10 protein-coding genes and 3 pseudogenes are annotated in these 22,818 nt (G+C 47.2%); 8 read left to right on the forward strand and 5 right to left on the reverse strand.

The genetic code is table 11. The features are described from left to right. Positions 1-75 precede the first annotated feature (75 nt). The 5 genes and pseudogenes from BEA93_RS13975 to apbC all read right to left on the reverse strand — a co-directional run. Positions 76-684: pseudogene (locus BEA93_RS13975) on the reverse strand (FimD/PapC N-terminal domain-containing protein); the annotation flags it as partial. A 15-nt stretch (positions 685-699) separates the two neighbouring features. Beyond that, positions 700-1,374, reverse strand: a complete 675-nt coding sequence (locus tag BEA93_RS13980; protein ID WP_105225002.1) for a fimbria/pilus periplasmic chaperone — start codon at positions 1,372-1,374, stop codon at positions 700-702. 85 nt (positions 1,375-1,459) lie between these two features. Beyond that, complete coding sequence (locus tag BEA93_RS13985; protein ID WP_016248949.1) at positions 1,460-2,002, reverse strand: fimbrial protein; 543 nt, start codon at positions 2,000-2,002, stop codon at positions 1,460-1,462. A 293-nt stretch (positions 2,003-2,295) separates the two neighbouring features. After that, positions 2,296-2,577 carry a DUF2574 family protein gene (locus tag BEA93_RS13990; protein ID WP_001516679.1) on the reverse strand — a complete coding sequence of 94 codons (282 nt, stop codon included), beginning with the start codon at positions 2,575-2,577 and terminating at the stop codon, positions 2,296-2,298. Between the two features lie 263 nt (positions 2,578-2,840). Next, the gene (gene apbC / locus BEA93_RS13995; RefSeq protein ID WP_105225001.1) at positions 2,841-3,950 is read right to left on the reverse strand and encodes an iron-sulfur cluster carrier protein ApbC; all 1,110 of its coding nucleotides are present in this window, start codon (positions 3,948-3,950) and stop codon (positions 2,841-2,843) included. 132 nt (positions 3,951-4,082) lie between these two features. On the opposite strand from apbC, the gene metG reads away from it, so the two are divergent. The 8 genes and pseudogenes from metG (at position 4,083) to BEA93_RS14030 (ending at position 22,808) form a co-directional block, all read left to right on the forward strand. Next, a complete protein-coding gene (gene metG, locus BEA93_RS14000) occupies positions 4,083-6,116 on the forward strand; it encodes a methionine--tRNA ligase (protein WP_016248950.1) in 2,034 nt (677 codons plus the stop codon). Between the two features lie 140 nt (positions 6,117-6,256). After that, positions 6,257-10,078: a WGR and DUF4132 domain-containing protein gene (locus BEA93_RS14005; protein WP_105225000.1), complete on the forward strand. Its 3,822-nt coding sequence runs from the start codon at positions 6,257-6,259 to the stop codon at positions 10,076-10,078. A 12-nt stretch (positions 10,079-10,090) separates the two neighbouring features. After that, positions 10,091-14,083 (forward strand): DUF4132 domain-containing protein, encoded by a 3,993-nt coding sequence (locus BEA93_RS14010; protein WP_105224999.1) that lies wholly within the window; start codon positions 10,091-10,093, stop codon positions 14,081-14,083. 12 nt (positions 14,084-14,095) lie between these two features. Then, a pseudogene (locus BEA93_RS26350) lies at positions 14,096-14,303 on the forward strand (WGR domain-containing protein); the annotation flags it as partial. 1,328 nt (positions 14,304-15,631) lie between these two features. Beyond that, positions 15,632-17,119, forward strand: a pseudogene (locus tag BEA93_RS26355) (DUF4132 domain-containing protein); the annotation flags it as partial. 9 nt (positions 17,120-17,128) lie between these two features. Continuing rightward, on the forward strand, positions 17,129-20,761 hold the full coding sequence (gene yehI / locus BEA93_RS14020) for a DUF4132 domain-containing protein YehI (protein WP_105224997.1): 3,633 nt from the start codon (positions 17,129-17,131) through the stop codon (positions 20,759-20,761). Between the two features lie 52 nt (positions 20,762-20,813). Beyond that, positions 20,814-21,119, forward strand: a complete 306-nt coding sequence (locus BEA93_RS14025; RefSeq protein ID WP_001516688.1) for a hypothetical protein — start codon at positions 20,814-20,816, stop codon at positions 21,117-21,119. Between the two features lie 600 nt (positions 21,120-21,719). Beyond that, a complete protein-coding gene (locus tag BEA93_RS14030; protein ID WP_001516689.1) occupies positions 21,720-22,808 on the forward strand; it encodes an ATP-binding protein in 1,089 nt (362 codons plus the stop codon). Positions 22,809-22,818 lie beyond the last annotated feature (10 nt).

Below are 22,818 nucleotides of genomic sequence, written 5' to 3' on the forward strand. Positions count from 1 at the left end.
TCAGGAAGAACGAAGAATGGGATATGTCATACCATTCGGTATCTCTTTAATTTTATCATTCAAGACAGTTGCTGTATTGTTATCTGTTTTGCTAAAACTGGCATCAGAATGCAGTTGCCACCCCAGAAAATTTAACCCGCTGTTAAAACGTACATAGGTACTTTTGCTATTTCCCGACGCTTTATAGTCGCTGTAATACTGACTCACATAATAAGAGGTGTAAACCGCATTAATTCCCCGTTCCCAGTTTTCCGGTGGAACATAGCCACTTTCCAGCTCTTCCACCCAGGCTTGCGGAACACTGAAATCGAGACGAAAAACGCCGATATCCCAGGCATAACTCCCCCCCTGAACAAGTTGCTCTAATGTTAAACATTGCTTGTCGCTGGCAAAGTTATCGGTATTAATACCTAACCGTTTGATAATATCCCTCGATAAACACGTTTCTTGCGGATTATCTTTAACGCTAATTTCATATTTACCGCGCCATTGTTTATTAACATAAATATCGATTTCATATTGGCCAGGCAAAGGTTGATTATCATCCAGACGAATATGAGCAACCTGTTGGTCTTTCATTCCCCCCATCATAAAATGGGTATCAAAGGTTTCTTCAGCCGCATAAGCTTCAATGCCGAGCAATAACGCAACGATTGCTGATGCAAGTGGGGTCATTCTCAACATAGGCAGCTCCTGCAATTAAATTTTGTCACTAATATAGTTGCCACGATCATCAATAATGGTCAGATGCCAGCTATTTGCATTATTATTTTTTACGTTAACACTCTGACTTTCTAATGGTGCAATCATGATAGTTTCATAATTAACTTTGACATTATTGGCTTTTACATCAGAAATCGTTACCCAATTCGCTGAGTCATTTTTTATCACCAAATGATTACCACTGCGATTCACCAGCAATTTTTTAAATATTGCTTTGTTTACCGGTGGGATACCCGCCGGTCGATAAAACAATTTAATTCTGTTTTGCATCGCAAACTTCAGTGCATTCTTGCCTTCTTGTTCTGGACTATTTGGTGGAATATCCAGAATATTCAGATAAAAAATACTCTCTTTATTAGTGGGCAGTTTATTCGGCATGATTTTAATTTTTACTTGCTGCCCGGAATTTGCCCCTATTTTTGCCACTGGTGGCGTTAACATAAAAGGAACCTGGATTTTTTCTGGTGGGAGTGAAGTATCACCATCATCAATCCACGCCTGAAGCAGCGAAGAGCGATCACCCTGATTCATCAACTGTACCATCACTTCTTTTTTTTCTGCCGGGTAAATAATACGTGTCCCGTAGATAACAACTCCGGCATGTGCAGGAAAAACCATCGAAGAGATGAGCAAGGGTAATAATCCTTTCATCTTAATTCCTCTTTAAATTAAAAGGCCGCCATGGGGATAGCGGCCATGTCTATTACCTGGAGAAACTTGAAAATTTATTTAATTATTAATCCTGGGCTACACGCATAACTAAAGAAGATACTACATCACCTGATTGCACTGAGTTTTCTGTCAGTTTCAGATATTTCGCTTTAAACGGGATCGCATATTGACCATCCGCTGTTTTATAATTTTCAATATTAAAAGGTGCAGAAACATCCAGGACATCGCTGTTATCACCTAAATAGAGATAGTAGCCCACGGTATCGTTACTACTGGCTATAGCTTTATCGTTGCCGGTTATTTTATCGTTGGTAATCAACGAAAGTTTTACACCAGCAACCTCTTTCGGACAGCTAATTTTTAACATGCTACTGGTTACACCGACCGCATCATCATAGGTAGAATATTTAGATTTACCATCAAAGACAGTAGTTGGTACAGTCGGCATATTAATACTTACTGAATCACCACCTGCCTCGAATTTACATGGGGACTCTGCAATATTCCCTTTAATGGTTAAAGTCCCGGTATCAACATCAGCAGCAAATACCTCAGCACTCATGAAAAAAGAAGAAAAGACAGCGGCAGCAATAATTGAACGTTTCATAACATGTTCCTTAATAGAATTTATTTTTGGTTGTTAAGAGTCTGTATCTCCTGGGAACAAATTTCTCACGCTTCAAAAGTTACCGCAATGTAAACATATTGTTTTATTGATTTAAAGCAAATTAACTATTGCAATATAAACGCAACAAATAGCTAATGGTATTAAATATTTATCAAATCTATTAATTAATACGAATTACTGTAGCTGTCATTTTTAATATCAATAAAAAAGCTGAAATCATTCACATGAATGATTTCAGCTTTCTAAACTCTTTAACCCCGATATTGCCAGATTTAATCGTAGCGATTTAAAACGATTTGCCGTTTGTTCCCATTACCCGCAGCAACCAGCTCTGTCGTGACGCCTTTTACCGGTGAAGAAATCCGATGGCGGGAATCAACGCTTTGCAATACCTGACCGCAATGCTGTTGGGGCTGGCTATTAACAATATCCATACTGCATGTCGGGGGGCTGATCCTGCCATTGATAGTTAATGTGGCGGTATCTGATGAAAACGCGGGAGACGCCAATCCATAGGCGAGAAAAATAATTCCTGACAGCCAATACTTATTCATTGAACGTTATCCCTGTAGTAAAGGTTATGCCTGGATAGATTGAGTGCATAACAAACTATAGCTGTACATCCACTACACAGCCACGAAGGATGGTAAATGGGCATTGCCTGCACGATCAATCTACTTTGTTCAGTTTCGGACGAAGATCCGCAGAATATTCGCAGCATTAAAAAAGCTGTTCATTATAGCTGCAAAAATAAATACACCGCATCAATGTAACATTGCTGCGGTGTATGAAGTGTACCCAGAAAGGTTAATACGCGTTAGACTGCGCGGAAGGAGATCTCGCCAGGAATAACTTCTCCCTGCCAGTAGAGCTGGGCAGCAACGCGGTCAGCCAGTTGACGATAGATAGCGGTAAATTCGCTCTCCGGACGGCTGATAACGGTCGGTGTGCCTTTGTCGAGGTCTTCACGCAGGCTAATGTGCAACGGCATCTGACCCAGCAACTGCGTGTGATATTTCTCAGCCAGTTTCTCTGCACCACCGGTGCCAAAAATCGGCTCGTGGTGACCACAATTACTACAGATATGCACGCTCATGTTCTCGACAATGCCCAGTACCGGCACTTCGACTTTCTCGAACATTACAATGCCTTTTTTCGCATCAATCAATGCGATGTCTTGCGGCGTAGTGACCACTACAGCACCGGTCACTGGAATATTCTGCGCCAGTGTCAATTGAATATCACCGGTGCCTGGCGGCATATCAAGCACCAGATAGTCCAGATCGGGCCATAAGGTTTCTTGCAACATTTGCATCAGCGCCTTGCTGGCCATCGGGCCGCGCCACACCATCGCGTTGTCGTCAGTGACCAGATAACCAATCGAGTTGGTTGCCAGACCATGAGACATAATCGGCGCCATGTGAGTGCCGTCCGGCGAGGTCGGACGCTGATTTTCTGCCCCCAGCATGGTTGGGATCGACGGGCCATAAATGTCGGCATCCAGAATGCCGACTTTCGCTCCTTCCGCCGCCAGCGCCAGCGCCAGGTTTACCGCCGTGGAGGATTTACCCACGCCGCCTTTGCCGGAACTGACCGCGATAATGTTCTTCACGCCGTTAATTCCCGGCTGATTTTTAACGCGTTTCAGCGTGGCAATGCTATACGACAGTTTCCAGTCGATAGCTTTTGCCCCGGTGATACGCAGCAATTCGGCGCTACATTGCTCTTTTAACTCTTCGAACGCGCTATGCCAGACGAACGGCATAACCAGTTCCACATGCAGCGTGTCGTCCATCCAGGCGACATGATGCAATGCTTTCAGCGTGGTGAGGTTATGCTTCAGGGTTGGGTGCTGAAAATTAGCCAGTGTCCCGGCGACCATTGCGCGCAAGGCTTCTGGTGATTTGGCCTGGGATTGTTCGTTCATCCCGACTCCTTATTTATATAGATAAACCATCAGCTAAATAGTTTACCTGAAGAAAATAGATAAGTACTTACTTAACATTTTCCCATTTGGTACTATCTAACCCCTTTTCACTACTAAGAAGTAATGCCTACTATGACTCAAGTCGCGAAGAAAATTCTGGTGACGTGCGCACTGCCGTACGCTAACGGCTCAATCCACCTCGGCCATATGCTGGAGCACATCCAGGCTGATGTCTGGGTCCGTTACCAGCGAATGCGCGGCCACGAAGTCAACTTCATCTGTGCCGACGATGCGCACGGTACGCCGATCATGCTGAAAGCTCAGCAACTCGGTATCTCCCCGGAGCAGATGATTGGCGAAATGAGTCAGGAGCATCAGACTGATTTCGCAGGCTTTAATATCAGCTATGACAACTATCACTCAACGCACAGCGAAGAGAACCGCCAGTTGTCGGAGCTTATTTACACTCGCCTGAAAGAGAACGGTTTTATTAAAAACCGCACTATCTCTCAGTTGTACGACCCGGAAAAAGGCATGTTCCTGCCGGATCGTTTTGTGAAAGGCACCTGCCCGAAATGTAAAGCGCCAGATCAATACGGCGATAACTGTGAAGTATGCGGTGCGACTTACAGCCCGACTGAACTGATTGAACCGAAATCGGTGGTTTCTGGCGCTACGCCGGTAATGCGTGATTCCGAACACTTCTTCTTTGATCTGCCCTCTTTCAGCGAAATGTTGCAGGCATGGACCCGCAGCGGCGCGTTGCAGGAACAGGTGGCAAACAAAATGCAGGAGTGGTTTGAATCCGGTCTGCAACAGTGGGATATCTCCCGCGACGCGCCTTACTTCGGTTTTGAAATTCCGAACGCGCCGGGTAAATACTTCTATGTCTGGCTGGATGCGCCGATTGGCTACATGGGTTCCTTCAAGAATCTGTGCGACAAGCGCGGCGATACCACCAGCTTCGATGAATACTGGAAGAAAGATTCCACCGCCGAGCTGTACCACTTCATCGGTAAAGATATCGTTTACTTCCACAGCCTGTTCTGGCCAGCCATGCTGGAAGGCAGCAACTTCCGCAAGCCGACCAACCTGTTTGTTCACGGCTATGTGACGGTGAACGGCGCGAAGATGTCCAAATCTCGCGGCACGTTCATTAAAGCCAGCACCTGGCTGAATCACTTTGACGCTGACAGCCTGCGCTACTACTACACCGCGAAGCTCTCTTCACGCATCGATGATATCGACCTGAACCTGGAAGATTTTGTTCAGCGTGTGAATGCCGATATCGTTAACAAAGTGGTTAACCTGGCCTCCCGTAACGCGGGCTTCATTAACAAGCGTTTTGACGGTGTGCTGGCAAGCGAGCTGGCTGACCCTGAGCTGTACAAAACCTTTACCGATGCCGCTGAAGTGATTGGCGAAGCGTGGGAAAGCCGCGAATTTGGTAAAGCAGTGCGCGAAATCATGGCGCTGGCTGACCTGGCTAACCGCTATGTTGACGAGCAGGCTCCGTGGGTGGTGGCGAAACAGGAAGGCCGCGATGCTGACCTGCAGGCGATTTGCTCGATGGGTATTAACCTGTTCCGTGTGCTGATGACGTATCTGAAGCCGGTTCTGCCAAAACTGACCGAGCGTGCAGAAGCATTCCTGAATACGGAACTGACCTGGGATAGTATCCAGCAACCGCTGCTGGCGCATAAAGTGAATCCGTTCAAAGCACTGTATAACCGCATCGACATGAAGCAGGTTGAAGCACTGGTGGAAGCATCCAAAGAAGAAGTGAAAGCCACCGCCGCGCCAGTTACTGGCCCGCTGGCAGACGATCCGATTCAGGAAACCATCACCTTTGATGACTTCGCCAAAGTTGACCTGCGCGTGGCGCTGATCGAAAACGCAGAGTTTGTTGAAGGTTCTGACAAGCTGCTGCGCCTGACGCTGGATCTCGGCGGTGAAAAACGCAATGTCTTCTCCGGCATTCGTTCTGCTTATCCAGACCCACAAGCGTTGATTGGTCGTCACACCATTATGGTGGCTAACCTGGCGCCGCGTAAGATGCGCTTCGGTATCTCCGAAGGCATGGTGATGGCTGCCGGTCCTGGCGGGAAAGATATCTTCCTGTTAAGCCCGGATGCCGGTGCTAAACCGGGTCATCAGGTGAAATAATTCCCCTTCAAGGCGCTGCATCGACAGCGCCTTTTCTTTATAAATTCCTAAAGTTGTTTTCTTGCGATTTCGTCTCTCTCTAACCTGCATAAATACTGTTAGCATCTGTATTCGACTGGATAAAAATACAGGGATGCAGAATGAGACAGTTTATCTATCAGGACGAAAAATCACATAAATTCTGGATGGTGGAGCCGCATGGCAACGTGCTGCATATCAGTTGGGGCAAAGTTGGCACCAACGGACAAAGCCAGGTAAAAAACTTTGCGGACGCTGCAGCAGCGGAAAAAGCGGAGCTGAAGCTGATTGCGGAGAAAACGAAAAAAGGCTATGTGGAAGACGCTTCGGCAAATGTGAATCTCCCGGCAGCCACCAAAGCCAGAGTCACTCCTGAAGTTGAAACTCCTCCTGTAAATAAGAATAAATGCCCCTGGCTTGCTGATGATGCGACGATTCCGGTAACTGACGATATTAATCGATTTGCTTTTCCTCATCGCCGCAGGCCGAGAGAAATCGGTTACCTGTATAAAGATGGTGAAATATGGAAGCGCATCGCAGATAACACCAATATGTATCTTCCCTATAAACGGTACACTTCTTATCCTGAAAACTGGCAGCAGGCATTTGCTGAGTTACAAATGCGAATCCAGCAAAACCAAAACTCAGGGAGCTTGCAATCCGATGCCGCATTGCTCTGGCGCTTCTGGCACTCTTATTTTGCAGATGAACTTGTTGATGACTTAGTCGTTCACCGTGGTCTGGAAACTACTGTTGAGATCGCCATCCTGTCTTTGCAACTAATTGCAATATCTAATGAATTATCAAGAGAGTATGAAGTAAATGTGACAACAGATATTGCTCCTGATCTCGAAATTGAATCTCGACCAGACTGGCATCAGCGTCTATGCCATTATCTTTCACTCGCTTCAGAAGATGAGTGGCAACGCTGTGTAGATAAAGTACTTGCCGCCATTCCCTCGCTCTCCCCGGCACGGCAACCTTTTGCGGCGCTACTGATCCCTGAACGACCGGATATCGCCAATGCTATGGCGCTACGTTATGTAGATCAAAACGTTCCGGCAATGACCTGGTTAAGACTGGTGGTAACCGATAATGCAGCTCTGAGCACAGCGGAAAAATACGACTTCCCACCGTTGTATCGTGATTTTCGCGCTTACCTGGCAATGTTGCTGGCAAATCATGGGATATGCGGTGTAAGCCGGATACTTCTTGAGTTAACGGAAGACCATTCTGACAATCCCACTTATCTCTTCGAGCGCATCAGCGAGACTGAAGATCTTGTCAAATGGTTATGGAAAACGAATCACCCGGATGCGATTCAAATTCTGATCCTTGGTGTAATTGGCAAGAAAAAGCACCTGGAATACTTAAGCAAAGCCTGCCAAAAACATCCCGCTGCGGCTATTGCCGCTTATGCAACTTTACTGGCAATACATGAAGATGCACAGTGGCGTAACGCACTTGTCAAACTGATTACCGCCACGCCAGAGTTGGTATGTGACGTTATTCCCTGGGTTAATGCTAAAGCGGCAGGCATATTATCTGAATGTCGTCCGCAACCTGTGACTGATGAATGTGAATATGCCACTGCGGATATGTTGCCGGAGCTGTTTACCGCTCCACCGTGGGTAATAAATAAGAAAAAGAATGCAATACCCGTATTTGATTTACCGGTGCTTCCAGTTCCTGCCGTCACTGATATCACACCAGGAATTACAGAGTTAATCAGTCATACTGACATATCCAGATTCAGTGAAATCGCGAAATTTCAGGCATCACAGCAAACATTATTTACCGATCTGCCACTAATTGAAAAGGAAAGCTGGGAAACGTCTTTCATCCCTTTAACGCCAGAACAGCAAATCCTTTGGCGACTGGGGTTTAAGGAATGGCGCAGAACCGGAGAAGAACAATACGAAAAAAAAATAATGCCACAAAGCGCAGTTGATGCCCTGTTACGTTTCGATTTCCCCGCGCTGAAAGCAGAGTTTGCGCAATACCATAACAAAGGAAGCAGACACTGGCAGTTGTACGCGCTCTGCTTCCTACCCACTCAGCATGCTATTTATTTTCTCAATCAAATAATTAATGAAGAGCAATTCTCCGGCGAGAGAGAAATTCTGGCGATTTTTGGTGACGCGGCCATTCCTGCGTTTATGAAATGTCTGCAACGTAAGCCACAACAGTTGTGGATATTCACCCTTTTCCTGGGCGTCAGCGAATTAGCATTACCGATGGCGCAGCGATTACAGAAAAAAATGTCTGCTGAAGATGCCCGAAAATGGCTGGTTAACTTCCCACGCCATGCAACCGCCGGGCTACTTCCTGTGGCACTGGGCAAACAAGGAAAAGATCGTGATTGTGCCCGCCAGGCACTCCGCCTGCTGGTGAAATTAAACCAGCGAGAAACGATTGAGGAAATCGCCCAATGGTATAATCAACCTGATGTTTTAGCTGCGCTGGCAACATTATTTGATAGCGACCCGCTGGAAGAATATCCCGCTAAAATCGCCCCACTGCCCGGCTTTTATCAGTTCAGCTTATGGCGCAGACCACGGCTTAAAAGTAACAACCTGCCTCTGCCAGATGACGCTATGCGCCACCTCGGCACAATGTTGAGCTTTCCTCGCGACATTACCCCCTACGCTGGGCTGGCGATCATCAAAGAAACCTTCACCCGCGAATCACTGGCTGACTTTGGCTGGGATCTGTATACCGCATGGACGGAAGCTGGCGCACCCGCAAAAGAAAATTGGGCATTTACCTCGCTGGGGATTTTAGGCAATGACGACACCGCGCGTAAACTAACCCCGCTCATCCGCGCCTGGCCGGGTGAATCCCAGCATAAAAGAGCTGTTTATGGTTTGGATGTGCTAGCCAATATCGGTAGCGATATTGCGCTGATGTTGCTTAATGGTATTGCGCAAAAGATTAAATTCGTTGCATTACAAGAACATGCCAGCGACAAAATCAACATGGTCGCTGAAAATCGCGGACTGACAATGGCCGAACTGGAAGACCGCCTGGCACCGGATTTAGGGCTTGATATCAACGGCTCGCTGACACTGGGTTTCGGCTCACGCCAATTCACCGTTGGTTTTGATGAAACCTTAAAACCCGTCGTGCGCGACGAAAACGACAAAGTTCTGAAAGATTTACCTAAACCCAACCAGAGTGATGATAAAACACTGTCAACTGACGCAGTTATCCTCTTCAAACAGTTGAAAAAAGATGTTCGTGCTATCGCCAGCCAGCAAATTACCCGTCTGGAACAAGCCATGTGCCAGTGCAGACGCTGGACGGCAGAGCAGTTCCGTCTCTTTCTGGTGGAACATCCGCTGATGTGTCACTTAACCCGACGGCTATTATGGGGAGTATATAACGATGAAAACACCCTTATAGCCTGTTTCCGCGTGGCAGAAGACAGCACCTACAGCGATGCACAAGATGAGCTATTCACGCTGCCAGCAGGAAACATCGGTATTCCGCATGTGCTGGAAATTCCCGCTGAATCCGCCGCTGCATTCAGGCAAATTTACGCTGATTACGAACTACTTCCCCCCTTCCAACAGCTCGATCGTGGTAGTTATCGTCTTGCTGATAATGAACGTAGCGCCCACGAACTGACGCGCTGGCAAGGACGTCTTTGCCAGGCCGGTCGCATTGTCGGACTGGAGCGCCGAGGCTGGCAACGTCTGGAAGAAAGCGGCAGTGTTTATGCGATGCGCAAATCTACTCCTTATGGCGATCTCGAACTTGAAACAGAACCTTTTTCATTGATTTACGGCGAAACGGGATATGGCGACCTGCTACCTGTTGAAAGCGTAAAAATGACTTCACCAGGGGAACGCTACAGTACACAGCCCTCGCTCACGTTCTCCGCGCTTGATGCCATCACCGCCAGCGAACTGATTAACGATATTGAATCACTGTTTGATTAAAAGGACTTTGCAATGAAAACCTATATTTATCAGGACGAAAAATCACATAAATTCTGGGCGGTTGAGCAGCAAGGCAACGAGTTGCATATCAGTTGGGGTAAGGTCGGCACCAACGGGCAAAGCCAGGTAAAAAGTTTTGCGGACGCGGCGGCGGCGGAAAAAGCGGAACTGAAGCTGATTGCGGAGAAAGTGAAGAAGGGGTATGTGGAGCAAGCTGCTTCCACTGAGTTGCAAATAACCAGTGAGATTCTACAGAATGATAGCGTTTCTTCTGAATTATATTCAGAAATTATTTTTTCACCGGTCAAAACATCAGCGGATTCTTTGCCATGGTTACAAGAAAATTCTCCTATTATTTTAGATGAACCATATCGTTCAAAGGCTTTTAGTTCAAGAAAATTTCCTGGCGAGAAAATTAGTATTGTTTCCGTCCCTGATTCATTCCTGGAATTCATCTGGCAACAAAATACATGCCCGATCGAATTTAGAACTATTCTTGGTTATTTTGATGTGAATGCCTGTAATTCTGAATGGAAAAATGCTTTAAACGAGGCGATTATACGTGCAGAACAAGGCATTGAAGAAGGTTCATTGCTTTCAGATGTTTTCCTGATTATCGCATGCCCGGTCTTTCATATCAGCCTAAAACAGGAAATATTGTTAGACTATATTGTTCAACACAAAGGTCTGGAATACGTAGTAGATATTATTCTTGCTTTAATGCAAATTCAAATTGATATCGAAGATCGTGGTATTGATGAAGATCTTATATTTCATTTTTCGCATTTAATTACTCAGCAACGTTTTGAGTATGGTATAGGCCCACTGGAATTCCAATTACGGAAACACCTTTCTCATGCTGAGGAAAAAATATGGTTATGCTGCATAAACAAACTCATTGAAGCACTACCAGGTATCGCACCTCGCCGCCAGCCTGTCATTGCATTGTTATTGCTTGAAAGGCCTGAAATCACAAATCAAATAGCACTCAGTTTATCTCATCTGGATTTTCCGGAGCTCGAATGGCTTAATATATTCGTCACCGATCAACAAGCTATTTCATTACTGGAAAAATTTAATCATTGGAAACTTTTCGAAAGCTATAGTTTTGGTGAAAGTTGTATAGCCACATTATTACAGGAGCAAGGTATAAGTGGATTATCTCGTCTGTCTGCCTGGGCTGATCATTACCGTGTCCTTGATGCTTTGCTGCAGATTAATCATCCATATAGTCTTGAACTGGTAATCCGCAAGACTGACCGGGTACATCAATTAGAATCCTTAATCCAGAAATTTCCGGAGGCTATGCTGGCTGCATTATGTGCTATCGTATGCCAGGATTCGCATCCCCTTTATGAGACACTTATTCAAGGTATTGCTTTAAGCGATATGTCAGTTGTTCGCCGGACATTTCCACATCTGACGCCCACAGCACAAGAAGTACTGACTGGATGTTTACATAAATGGGGGCTAAATCTGGAAATTGATCCCGCTGTACCTGACTGGCAACCGCACACAAACCATATACTCGCGTTGCTCTCACAGGAAAAACGCTCATATTATGATGATGATCCTCTGTTATATTCAGAGAATCATCCTGAAGCCACACTTTCGGCATTAACACAGTTATGTATGAAAGGTAAAAACACTTCCTTTTTAAAACAGTTAAATCAGCTCATTTTAACCCATGTGCAAGCTGTACATAACTTTCTTGAATGGTGTAGTGAAACACAGAAGCAATTCATTTATAGCCATTTCCCACAACTGTTCACAAAATCAGAAATAGCAGAACCAAATGAGATACCAAACATATTCGTTTCACCACCATGGTTTATTAAAGAAGATGTTTCTCTACCTGTGTTGAAATTAGACATTTTGCAATTGAGTCCTGTTGTTAATACGTCTTCAGCATTAAAAACCACCTGTACACTTTCGACAGCAGAGATTCTCGAGCACTTGGGTCTTAGATATACACATAGAAATAATATTGAAAAACATTTTCCAGAAGAAATTGTGAACGGCTGGAACAAAGGTAATTATAGCGATGTCATCAAAAAGTGCAGATATAATCTAATTGATTTGTCAGCACTTATCCATCTACCAGAAGATAAAGCTATTAAAATCTGGAATGTCATTATAGGGGATTATTTCCTTTATCATACGGGTGCAGAAGATGTAATTAATCAATTTGGTATTTCTACTATTCCCGCATTGCTGCGTTGCTCAAGTTATGTTGGAGCAAAAGAAATCTTGCCATTGATAGCAAATATTGGTGCTGTAGAGCTAGCGGTCATAATAAGTTACGCATTCACCCAATTGAAAACATTCAAATCGTTAGCCAGTAATTGGCTATTATCATTCCCGCAGCATGCTATTGCTGGATTACTTCCATCAGCATTGGGCAAAGTGGGCAAATCAAAGGATAATGCCCAATTATCGTTACGTTTTTTAATAGATAATGGTTACAGTGACACCATTCTTGATATAGCGCAGAAGTATCAACAAGCAGAAGTCATGGCTGCCGTTAGACAACTTCTGAGCATCGATCCGTTGAATAATATCCCAAATAAAATTAATCCATTGCCAGCGTGGTGTCAGCCAGACCAGTGGCGCAAACCAGTATTAAAAAGCAATGGTAGAATCCTTCCAGTTCAGGCAATTCAACATCTTTGCACCATGCTCTCTTTCCCCCGCGAAGCCACCCTTTACCCAGGGATAACACAGGTAATCGAGGCCTGTACCCCGCAGTCTCTTGCCGATTTCGCCTGGGATCTCTTCCTCAGTTGGGAATCTGCCAGTGGCTCCGCTAAGGATAACTGGGCATTTACCGCGCTGGGGATTCTGGGCAACGATGACACCGCCCGCAAACTCACCCCGCTCATCCGCGCCTGGCCTGGCGAATCTCAGCATAAACGCGCCACTGTCGGGCTGGATATCCTTGCTGCAATTGGCAGTGACATCGCGCTGATGCAGCTTAACGGCATTGCGCAAAAGCTAAAATTTAAAGCCTTGCAGGATCAGGCTAGAGTTAAAATCGCCCAGATTGCCGAAAGCCGCGAACTCACCGTCGTAGAGATGGAAGACCGGTTAGCGCCCGATCTCGGTCTGGATGATAACGGCTCGCTGCGGCTGGATTTCGGCCCTCGCCAGTTCTCCGTCAGCTTTGATGAATCCTTAAAACCTTTTGTGCGCGATGCTTCCGGCAGTCGCCTGAAAGACCTGCCCAAACCGAACAAAAGCGATGACGAAACACTGGCTGATGAGGCGGTAAATCGCTACAAACTGCTGAAAAAAGATGTCCGCACGGTAGCTGCACAACAGATTTCGCGGCTGGAAGTGGCTATGTGTCAGCGCCGTCACTGGACTGCAGAACAGTTCCACCTGTTTCTGGTTGCGCATCCCCTGGTACGTCATATCACCCAACGTCTGATGTGGGGCGTATACGATGCAGATAATCAACTTGTCACCTGTTTCCGCGTGGCGGAGGATGGCAGTTTTAGCGACGGACAGGATAACCCTTTACTCCTTCCGCAGGGCAATATCGGTATCCCGCATGTACTGGAAATCCCGGCCCAGCAATCTGCTGAATTTGCCCAACTGTTCTCTGACTACGAACTATTGCCACCGTTCCGTCAACTCGATCGCCCCTGGTATCAACTCTCTGAGACAGAAAAAAACAGCAACGATTTGCAGCGCTGGGCTGGTCGCCAGGCAGCGAGTGGGCGCGTCGCCGGGCTGATGAATAAAGGCTGGCAACGGGGCGATGTTCTGGATGCTGGCGGCTATTACTCATTTTATAAAGCTGTGGATGATGGCTCCGTCGAACTGAGTGTGACACCCGGCTTCAGTGTTGGATTGCCCGTCACCGTAATCAGCGACAGCCAAAAAATTGAGCACATTCAGTTGTACAAACTGATGCCGCGCAAATCGGTTTATCCCTTCTCCGTGCTCGACGACATCACCGCCAGCGAGCTGATTAACGATATTGAATCACTGTTTGATTAAAAGGATTTAGCAATGAAAACCTATATTTATCAGGACGAAAAATCACATAAATTCTGGGCGGTTGAGCAGCAAGACAACGAGTTGCATATCAGTTGGGGCAAAGTTGGGACCAACGGGCAAAGCCAGGTAAAAAGTTTTGCGGATGCTGCGGTGGCGGAAAAAGCGGAGCTGAAGCTGATTGCGGAGAAGGTGAAGAAGGGGTATGTGGAGCAAGTAGACTCCAACGCTCACTCACATGACGCCTCAGCAAAGAAAGTCATAATCATAGAGGAAAAAGCCTCAATAAATCACCAGGTAGCAACTAATGGTTTACCCTGGCTGGCAGACAACGATCCCATTATTCTTCCCCCGAATATTGCTCGCTATGCTCTCAGCCACCGCCTTTGGCCGGGAGATCCGGTAAAAAAACCAACCAAACTTGAGAAACAAAATTTAATTTCTCGGCTGGCAAATCGAACCTACAGCTATTATAAGAATCTGACTTTCGATTACAGCTCATGCTCCGATGAATGGAGTAATGCCATCAGTCAGGCAATCAGCTTAATTAATGCACGAAAGCCTGAGATGTCTGCACGTACTATGGCTGTACTTACCTTACTGGAAATTTGTTTTTGTCAAAGCTGGAATGATGAAACCTCATCCGAGTTGTTGGATGAAATTGTAAGCACCTTCGGTATTGAATACGCAACTGAAACTGTCATCTACTGGTGGCAAATTGATTTCGATTTTGATTATAAAAAGGAACATTTGACCTTCTTTATTAATAATTCAGATTACAGCCAGGATAACTATAGAAGGAATAGAGACAACTTTAGTTTACGTCTGCGTAAACATTTATCGCTGGCTGAAGAGGAAGTCTGGCAAAATTGCATTGCCAAATTACTCGTTGCGTTGCCGCATATATCACTCTATCGCCAGCCGTTAATTGCCATTTTAATACCTGAAATACCCGAAGTGGCCCATGATATCGCACGCCAGTTGCATCAAGTGATGAACATTCCACAACTGGAAATGTTAAAACTTGTAGCGACAGATCCACAAATACTGGAAATATTAGAGCCATATCAGGATACTAATGTATTTGGAAGAAGTTGGTCTGCCACTGTACTGCGAGAACAAGGCATCAAGGCTCTTACTCGCCTGCTTCCCTATGCTGGAGAAGATAATTGCGGTGACGTACTGAAATGTATCAATCATCCGCTGGCTGTTACGGGACTCATAGACGCCGCAGATTATAATAAACGTTGTTATGACCGACTGATAAAAAGTGCCGAAAGTTTTCCTTCTGCCACAATAGCGGCATTAGCCGAAGCATTAATAAAAAATGACGATCAACGTAAACATACTTTGCTGGTTTCACTACTTAATGCAAATCCTTTATTGGCCGAAAAATTAGGCCAATGGCTATCGTCACAAGCTGCGAAATTAGTACATCAATGCCAACAATTGCTGAATAGTCGCGATGAAGATTTCGCAAACTCAGAAATTCTGCCAACGGTGTTAGTCTCGCCGCCGTGGGTGGTTCGAAATAAAAATGACGACAACAGTCCTTTGGCTAAATACCCGGCGAAAATTCCCTCTTTACCGCTATTTTATCAACCTTCGTTATGGACACGCCCGGTACTAAAAAATAGTAGCAAGATATTACCAGATAACGCCCTCCTCCACCTCGGTGAAATGCTTCGCTTCCCTCAGGAAGAAGCACTGTATCCGGGATTATTACAGGTGAAAGATGCCTGTACCCCAGACTCACTGGCTGAATTTGCCTGGGATCTGTTTATCGCCTGGCAGACTGCTGGCGCGCCGTCGAAAGAGAGTTGGGCATTCAGTGCGTTAGGTGTTCTCGGTAACGATAACACCGCCCGCAAACTAACGCCGCTTATTCGCGTCTGGCCTGGCGAATCCCAGCATAAACGCGCCACCGTCGGGCTGGATATTCTCGCCGCTATCGGCAGTGACATTGCCCTGATGCAACTTAACGGTATCGCCCAGAAGCTGAAATTCAAAGCATTGCAGGAGCGGGCAAAAGAAAAAATTGCCAGCATTGCCGAAAGCCGCGAACTGACAGTAGCAGAACTTGAAGACCGGTTAGCCCCGGATTTGGGGCTGGATGATAACGGCTCCCTGCTGCTGGATTTCGGCTCGCGTCAGTTCACCGTCAGCTTTGATGAAACCCTAAAACCGTTTGTGCGCGATGCGTCTGGCAGCCGCCTGAAAGACCTGCCCAAACCGAACAAAAGCGATGATAAAACGCTGGCTGCCGATGCCGTTAACCGCTTTAAACTGCTGAAAAAAGATGCCCGTACCGTCGCCGCTCAACAGGTAGCAAGGCTGGAATCAGCCATGTGCCTGCGCCGCCGCTGGGCAGCGGAAAACTTTCAACTCTTCCTGGTTGAGCATCCGCTGGTTCGCCACCTAACCCGTCGCCTGATTTGGGGCGCGTATAACACCGACAACCAGTTGCAGGCCTGTTTCCGCGTGGCGGAAGATAACAGCTACAGCACCGCTGACGATGATCTCTTCACTCTCCCAGAAGGTGATATAGCGATTGGTATCCCTCACGTTCTGGAAATATCACCGACGGATGTCGCCGCTTTTGGTCAGCTTTTTGCCGACTACGAATTGTTACCGCCATTCCGCCAGCTTGATCGTAACAGTTACACCCTGACAGAAGCCGAACGCAATGCCAGCGAACTGACCCGCTGGACAGGCAGAAAATGCCCGAGCGGTCGGGTGATGGGGCTGGCAAATAAAGGCTGGTTGCGTGGCGAACCGCAGGATGCAGGCTGGATCGGCTGGATGATCAAACCTCTGGGCCGCTGGTCGTTAATCATGGAAATCGATGAAGGTTTTGCTGTAGGCATGTCGCCAGTCGAACTCAGCTCTGAGCAACTCTTAAGCAAATTATGGTTATGGGATGGAAAAGCAGAGAGTTATGGCTGGGGAAGAAATTCTGCACAGGAAGCACTGTTCTCCGTGCTCGATGCCATCACCGCCAGCGAGTTGATTAACGACATCGAAGCACTGTTTGAATAAGGAAAGAACATGAACAAGGAATTACTGTGGCTGGCGGACGACGCGCAACTGGAACTGAAATTTAAAAAAGGCAAAACGCCGCTAAGCCATCGCCGCTGGCCGGGCGAACCGGTGCCCGCTGTCACTGAAAGTCTCATTCAGACATTAGGAGATGAATTACTACAACAAGCAGGCAAGAAGCAAAATATCACCTGGCATTACGATAAATGTTCACTGGAGTGGCAGTCCGCCATCCAGCAGGCGATCAATTTGATTGGTGAGCATAAACCGTCAATCCCAGCCTTTACAATGGCGGCTCTGATCTGTATCGAGAAAAATGATAGCCAGCAGTTACTTGATGAAATCGTGCAAAAATATGGGCTGGAATATGCGACGGATGTGGTGATAGCGCGTCAGTTCATTGTACAGAGTTATCATGCTGATCCATCAACAGTGTGTTTAATGACACCGAACGAGAATACGGGCTATGGCTATCGCTCAGAGACTTATAGCAATTTCGATTTTCGTCTGCGTAAACATCTTTCACTGGCAGAGGAAAATTGCTGGCAGCGTTGTGCCGACAAACTCATTGCCGCACTGCCAGAGATCCCCATAGTTCGCCGCCCTTTTATTGCGCTGCTGCTTCCGGAAAAACCAGATATAGCGAATGAGCTTGCCAGCCTTGAAAGCCCATCAACGAGTTTTTACTCAAAGGAGTGGTTAAAGGTCGTTGCTACTGATAATACGGCGGTAAAAAAACTCGAACGATACTGGAGCCTGGACGTATTTAGCGATCGTGAAGCCAGTTATATGTCGCATGAAAACCACTTCGGTTACGCTGCCTGCGCGGCCCTTTTACGCGAACAGGGAATTGCAGCCGTTCCCCGCCTGGCGATGTATGCTCATAAAGAAGACTGTGGCAGCCTGCTGGTACAAATAAACCACCCGCTGGTCATCCGCATCTTGCTACTGGTGGCTGATAAAAATAAACCCAGCCTGCAGCGTGTTGCCAAATACAGTAAAAATTTCCCCCATGCAACGCTCACTGCACTGGCAGAACTTATCGCGCTGGAAGCACCACCTGCTCGCCCCGGTTATCCGATTATTGAAGACAAAAAACTGCCCGCACAGCAAAAAGCACGTGATCAATACTGGCGTAATCTGTTGCAAACATTGATTACATCGCAGCCACAACTGGCAGATGAAGTGAAGCCCAGGCTAAGTACAAAAGCACAAACCGTGCTGAATAGTTTTTTATCCGTGCCGCCGAAATCTGCCATTGATAGCCCTGATAGCAGTGCTCTGCCTGAAATTTTGGTTTCACCTCCGTGGCGTAGTAAGAAAAAATCGCCGCAACCACGTCTTGATTTGGTTCCGCTCGAATTAACGTCACAAGTCTACTGGCAACCGGGCGAGCAAGAGAGGCTTGCCACCACAGAGTCTGCCCGTTATTTCAGCACGGAATCACTTGCGGAACGCATGGAACGAAAAAGTAGTCGGGTTGTACTACAGGAGCTGGGTTTTGGGGATGATGTATGGCTGTTCCTGAATTATATACTGCCCGGCAAACTGGATGCGGCGCGCGAATCATTAGTGCTTCAGTGGCATTACTACCAGGGCAGAGTCGAGGAAATCTACAATGGCTGGCATTCTCCGGAAGCAAAATCAGCAGAACAGGCGCTTCGCAGCGGCGACGTTGAAACGTTAATTGACATCTGGGAAAAGGACAATCATTCGCCTTATCATCAGGAAAAGAGTGTCTGGAATCTGTATTTATTGGCACTGCTTCCGCGTGAGATGGCAGTGACTTTCTGGCTGCGTATCAATGAGAAAAAGCATCTGTTCGCGGGTGAAAACTATTTTCTCAGCATCCTCGGTTTGGATGCATTACCCGGCCTGTTGTTGGCTTTTTCACATCGTCCAAAAGAAACATTTCCGTTAATTTTAAATTTCGGCGCTACCGAACTGGCGCTACCCGTTGCTCGCGTCTGGCACCGTTTTACCACTCAGCGTAATCTGGCACGCCAGTGGATTTTACAATGGCCAGAACATACGGCTACCGCACTTATTCCTCTCGTCTTCACTAAACCCAGCGATAATAGCGAAGCCGCATTACTTGCCCTGCGTTTACTGTACGAACAGGGACATGGCGAGTTGCTGCAAACCGTGGCAAACCGCTGGCAGCGTGTTGATGTGTGGCCTGCCCTGGAGCAATTGCTTATACAGAACCCACTGGAAATTTACCCTCCGCGCATTCCGAAAGCCCCGGATTTCTGGCATCCGGCAATGTGGTCCAGGCCGCGACTTATCACGAATAATCAGCCTGTTACTAATGACGCTCTGGAAATTATCGGCGAAATGCTGCGCTTTACCCGGGGTGGACGTTTTTATAGCGGGCTGGAACAACTGAAAGCGTTCTGCCAGCCGCAAACGCTGGCCGCTTTTGCCTGGGATCTCTTCACCGCATGGCAACAAGCTGGTGCCCCCGCAAAAGACAACTGGGCATTTCTGGCGTTAAGTCTCTTTGGCGACGAAAGCACGGCACGGGCTCTGACGACACAGATCCTCGCCTGGCCACAAGAGGGCAAATCTGCCCGTGCTGTCAGTGGTCTGAATATACTTACCCTGATGAATAATGATATGGCGCTGATACAGCTGCATCATATATCGCAACGGGCGAAATCCCGCCCCTTACGTGATAACGCGGCGGAATTTCTTCAGGTGGTCGCAGAAAATCGCGGGCTAAGCCAGGAAGAGTTAGCGGACAGATTAGTCCCAACACTGGGCCTTGATGATCCACAGGCGTTGATTTTTGATTTTGGTCCACGGCAGTTTACCGTTCGCTTCGATGAAAACCTCAACCCGGTTATCTATGATCAGCAAAACGTTCGCCAGAAAAGCGTTCCCCGTTTGCGAGCCGATGACGATCAACTGAAAGCGCCCGAGGCACTGGCCCGACTAAAAGGGCTAAAAAAAGATGCCACTCAGGTGAGCAAAAACCTGCTCCCGCGTCTTGAAACTGCCCTGCGCACCACCCGACGCTGGTCGCTGGCAGATTTTCATACTCTGTTTGTTAATCATCCCTTTACCCGCCTGGTTACCCAGCGATTAATATGGGGCGTTTATCCGGCAAATGAACCGCGTCGTTTACTTAATGCATTTCGCGTGGCCGTAGAGGGGGAATTCTGTAATGCCCAGGACGATGTTATTGATCTACCTCCAGATTGCCTGATTGGCATTGCGCACCCGTTAGAAATGCCAACAGAAATGCGTTGTGAATTTGCACAACTTTTTGCCGATTACGAAATTATGCCGCCTTTTCGCCAGTTGGCGCGGCGCACGGTGCTGCTCACACCTGACGAGTCAACCAGTAACAGCCTGACTCGCTGGGAAGGTAAATCCGCTACCGTTGGGCAACTGATGGGGATGCGTTACAAGGGCTGGGCATCAGGGGATGAAGACGAATTTATCTATGGCTTAGGTGAGTATCGTCTGGTGCTTGAGTTTTCACCCGGTTTTAACCACTACAATGTTGATAGCAAAGCGCTAATGAGCTTCCGTTCTCTTCGAGTATATCGTGACAATCAATCTGTCACTTTTGCTGAACTCGATGTATTTGATTTGAGTGAAGCCTTAAGTACGCCGGACATCATTTTTCACTAACACACTGCGGGTAGTAACAGAACTGCCCGCTATCTGACAACTGAGAAAATCCATGATCGTGCAAAGTGAACTGGTCGCTGTTTACGACTATCAGGTTATTGATCCCGAAGAACCCTTTTCCTTCCGACTTGCAATCCATAAGTACGCCCAATTATTTACTGGAACGGTCTACCGACAGGAACGCTTCCGGTTACATCCAACATTTAATCAATTTGATCGAGATGATAGCGTTCCGCTAATAAATGATGCGTTGATTTATATAAGAGATGAATTTATTGATGAGGGAAGATTACGTGGGGAATCACCAGAAGCTGTAATGGCGATTTTTAATCGTGAACTACAGAATATATTTAACTAACAAATATAAAGATAGTTTTATTAAAGGGGGAAGCGGTTTCCCCCTTAGTTGCGTTTCAATTTGCCCGTTACTTCAACAAATCAATCAACCGTAACAGAGCCACTAATAGCTCCAGTACGGCAATGAGCACGGTTAACTTTCGTGTCAGCGTGTCCATCCGCTCTCCTTATTAAGGAGCGCAACACCAGCACCTTACCCTTACACTGCCTGTCGATACTGGTTTACGTATGTTGGACCACGATGTTGCACTCCGGATCAGGGCACCACCTGCAGCACCACCCGTCCGGTAGCCAGGACTTGAAATGGGTTCGATCCGGCGCAACGTCCCAACAGTCAGGATTATAAATCTCATTATCTTAATTGCAACGGGGTCCAGCGGTGGTTATAATTCGTTCGTTGGAACACGATGTTGCACAGGCTGCGGTGTTGGGCCTGAAAGTAGGAAATAAAAAAACCTGCCTCACCAGCAGGTTTTTTTATTTCCTGTGATCTGCTTTCCAGATATTTTATTACTATTTTCCGCTCAAACAACTAATGCGCCAAACAGTTATTGCGCGTAAAATATCGTTTATTTCATTAATACATTTCAGGGATGAATATATGTCACCGCAGAATAATCATCTGCAGCGTCCGCCTGCCGCTGTGTTATACGCCGATGAACTGGCAAAATTAAAACAAAATGATAACGCACCTTGCCCGCCCGGTTGGCAGTTAAGTTTGCCTGCAGCGCGTGCTTTTATTCTTGGTGATGAGACGAAAAACATCAGCCGTAAAGTCGTAATAAGCCCTTCTGCTATTGAACGCATGTTAGTGACTCTCGCCACCGGGCGCGGTTTAATGCTGGTCGGGGAACCGGGTACGGCCAAATCTCTCCTTTCTGAATTGCTCGCAACGGCCATTAGCGGCGATGCCGGTTTAACCATTCAGGGCGGCGCATCAACCACCGAAGACCAAATCAAGTACGGCTGGAACTACGCTCTGCTTATCAACCACGGTCCGTCAACAGAAGCGCTTGTCCCGGCTCCACTTTATCAAGGCATGCGCGATGGCAAAATCGTCCGTTTTGAAGAGATAACGCGTACACCGCTGGAAGTGCAGGACTGTCTGTTAGGCATGCTTTCTGATCGGGTGATGACGGTGCCGGAACTGGCCGGTGAAGAAAGCCAGCTTTATGCTCGCGAAGGCTTTAACATTATTGCCACCGCCAATACCCGCGATCGCGGCGTCAATGAAATGAGCGCCGCGCTCAAGCGTCGCTTCGATTTTGAAACCGTCTTTCCGATTATGGATTTCGCCCAGGAACTGGAACTGGTCGCCAGTGCGTCAGCGCGTTTACTGGCCCATAGTGGCATTCCGCATAGGGTGCCTGACGCAGTACTGGAGCTGCTGGTACGCACGTTCCGCGATCTGCGGGCCAACGGTGAGAAGAAAACGTCAATGGATACCCTGACGGCCATTATGTCCACCGCCGAAGCCGTTAACGTAGCGCACGCCGTGGGCGTCCGCGCCTGGTTTTTAGCAAATCGCGCGGGTGAACCTGCCGATCTGGTGGACTGTATTGCTGGCACCATCGTCAAAGACAACGAAGAAGATCGCGCTCGTCTGCGCCGTTACTTTGAACAGCGCGTTGCCACACACAAAGAAGCTCACTGGCAGGCTTATTACCAGGCTCGCCACCGCCTGCCGTGAGGAAAGATGC

The sequence above is a fragment of the Escherichia sp. MOD1-EC5950 genome (assembly GCF_002965345.1).
Classification (GTDB): domain Bacteria; phylum Pseudomonadota; class Gammaproteobacteria; order Enterobacterales; family Enterobacteriaceae; genus Escherichia; species Escherichia marmotae.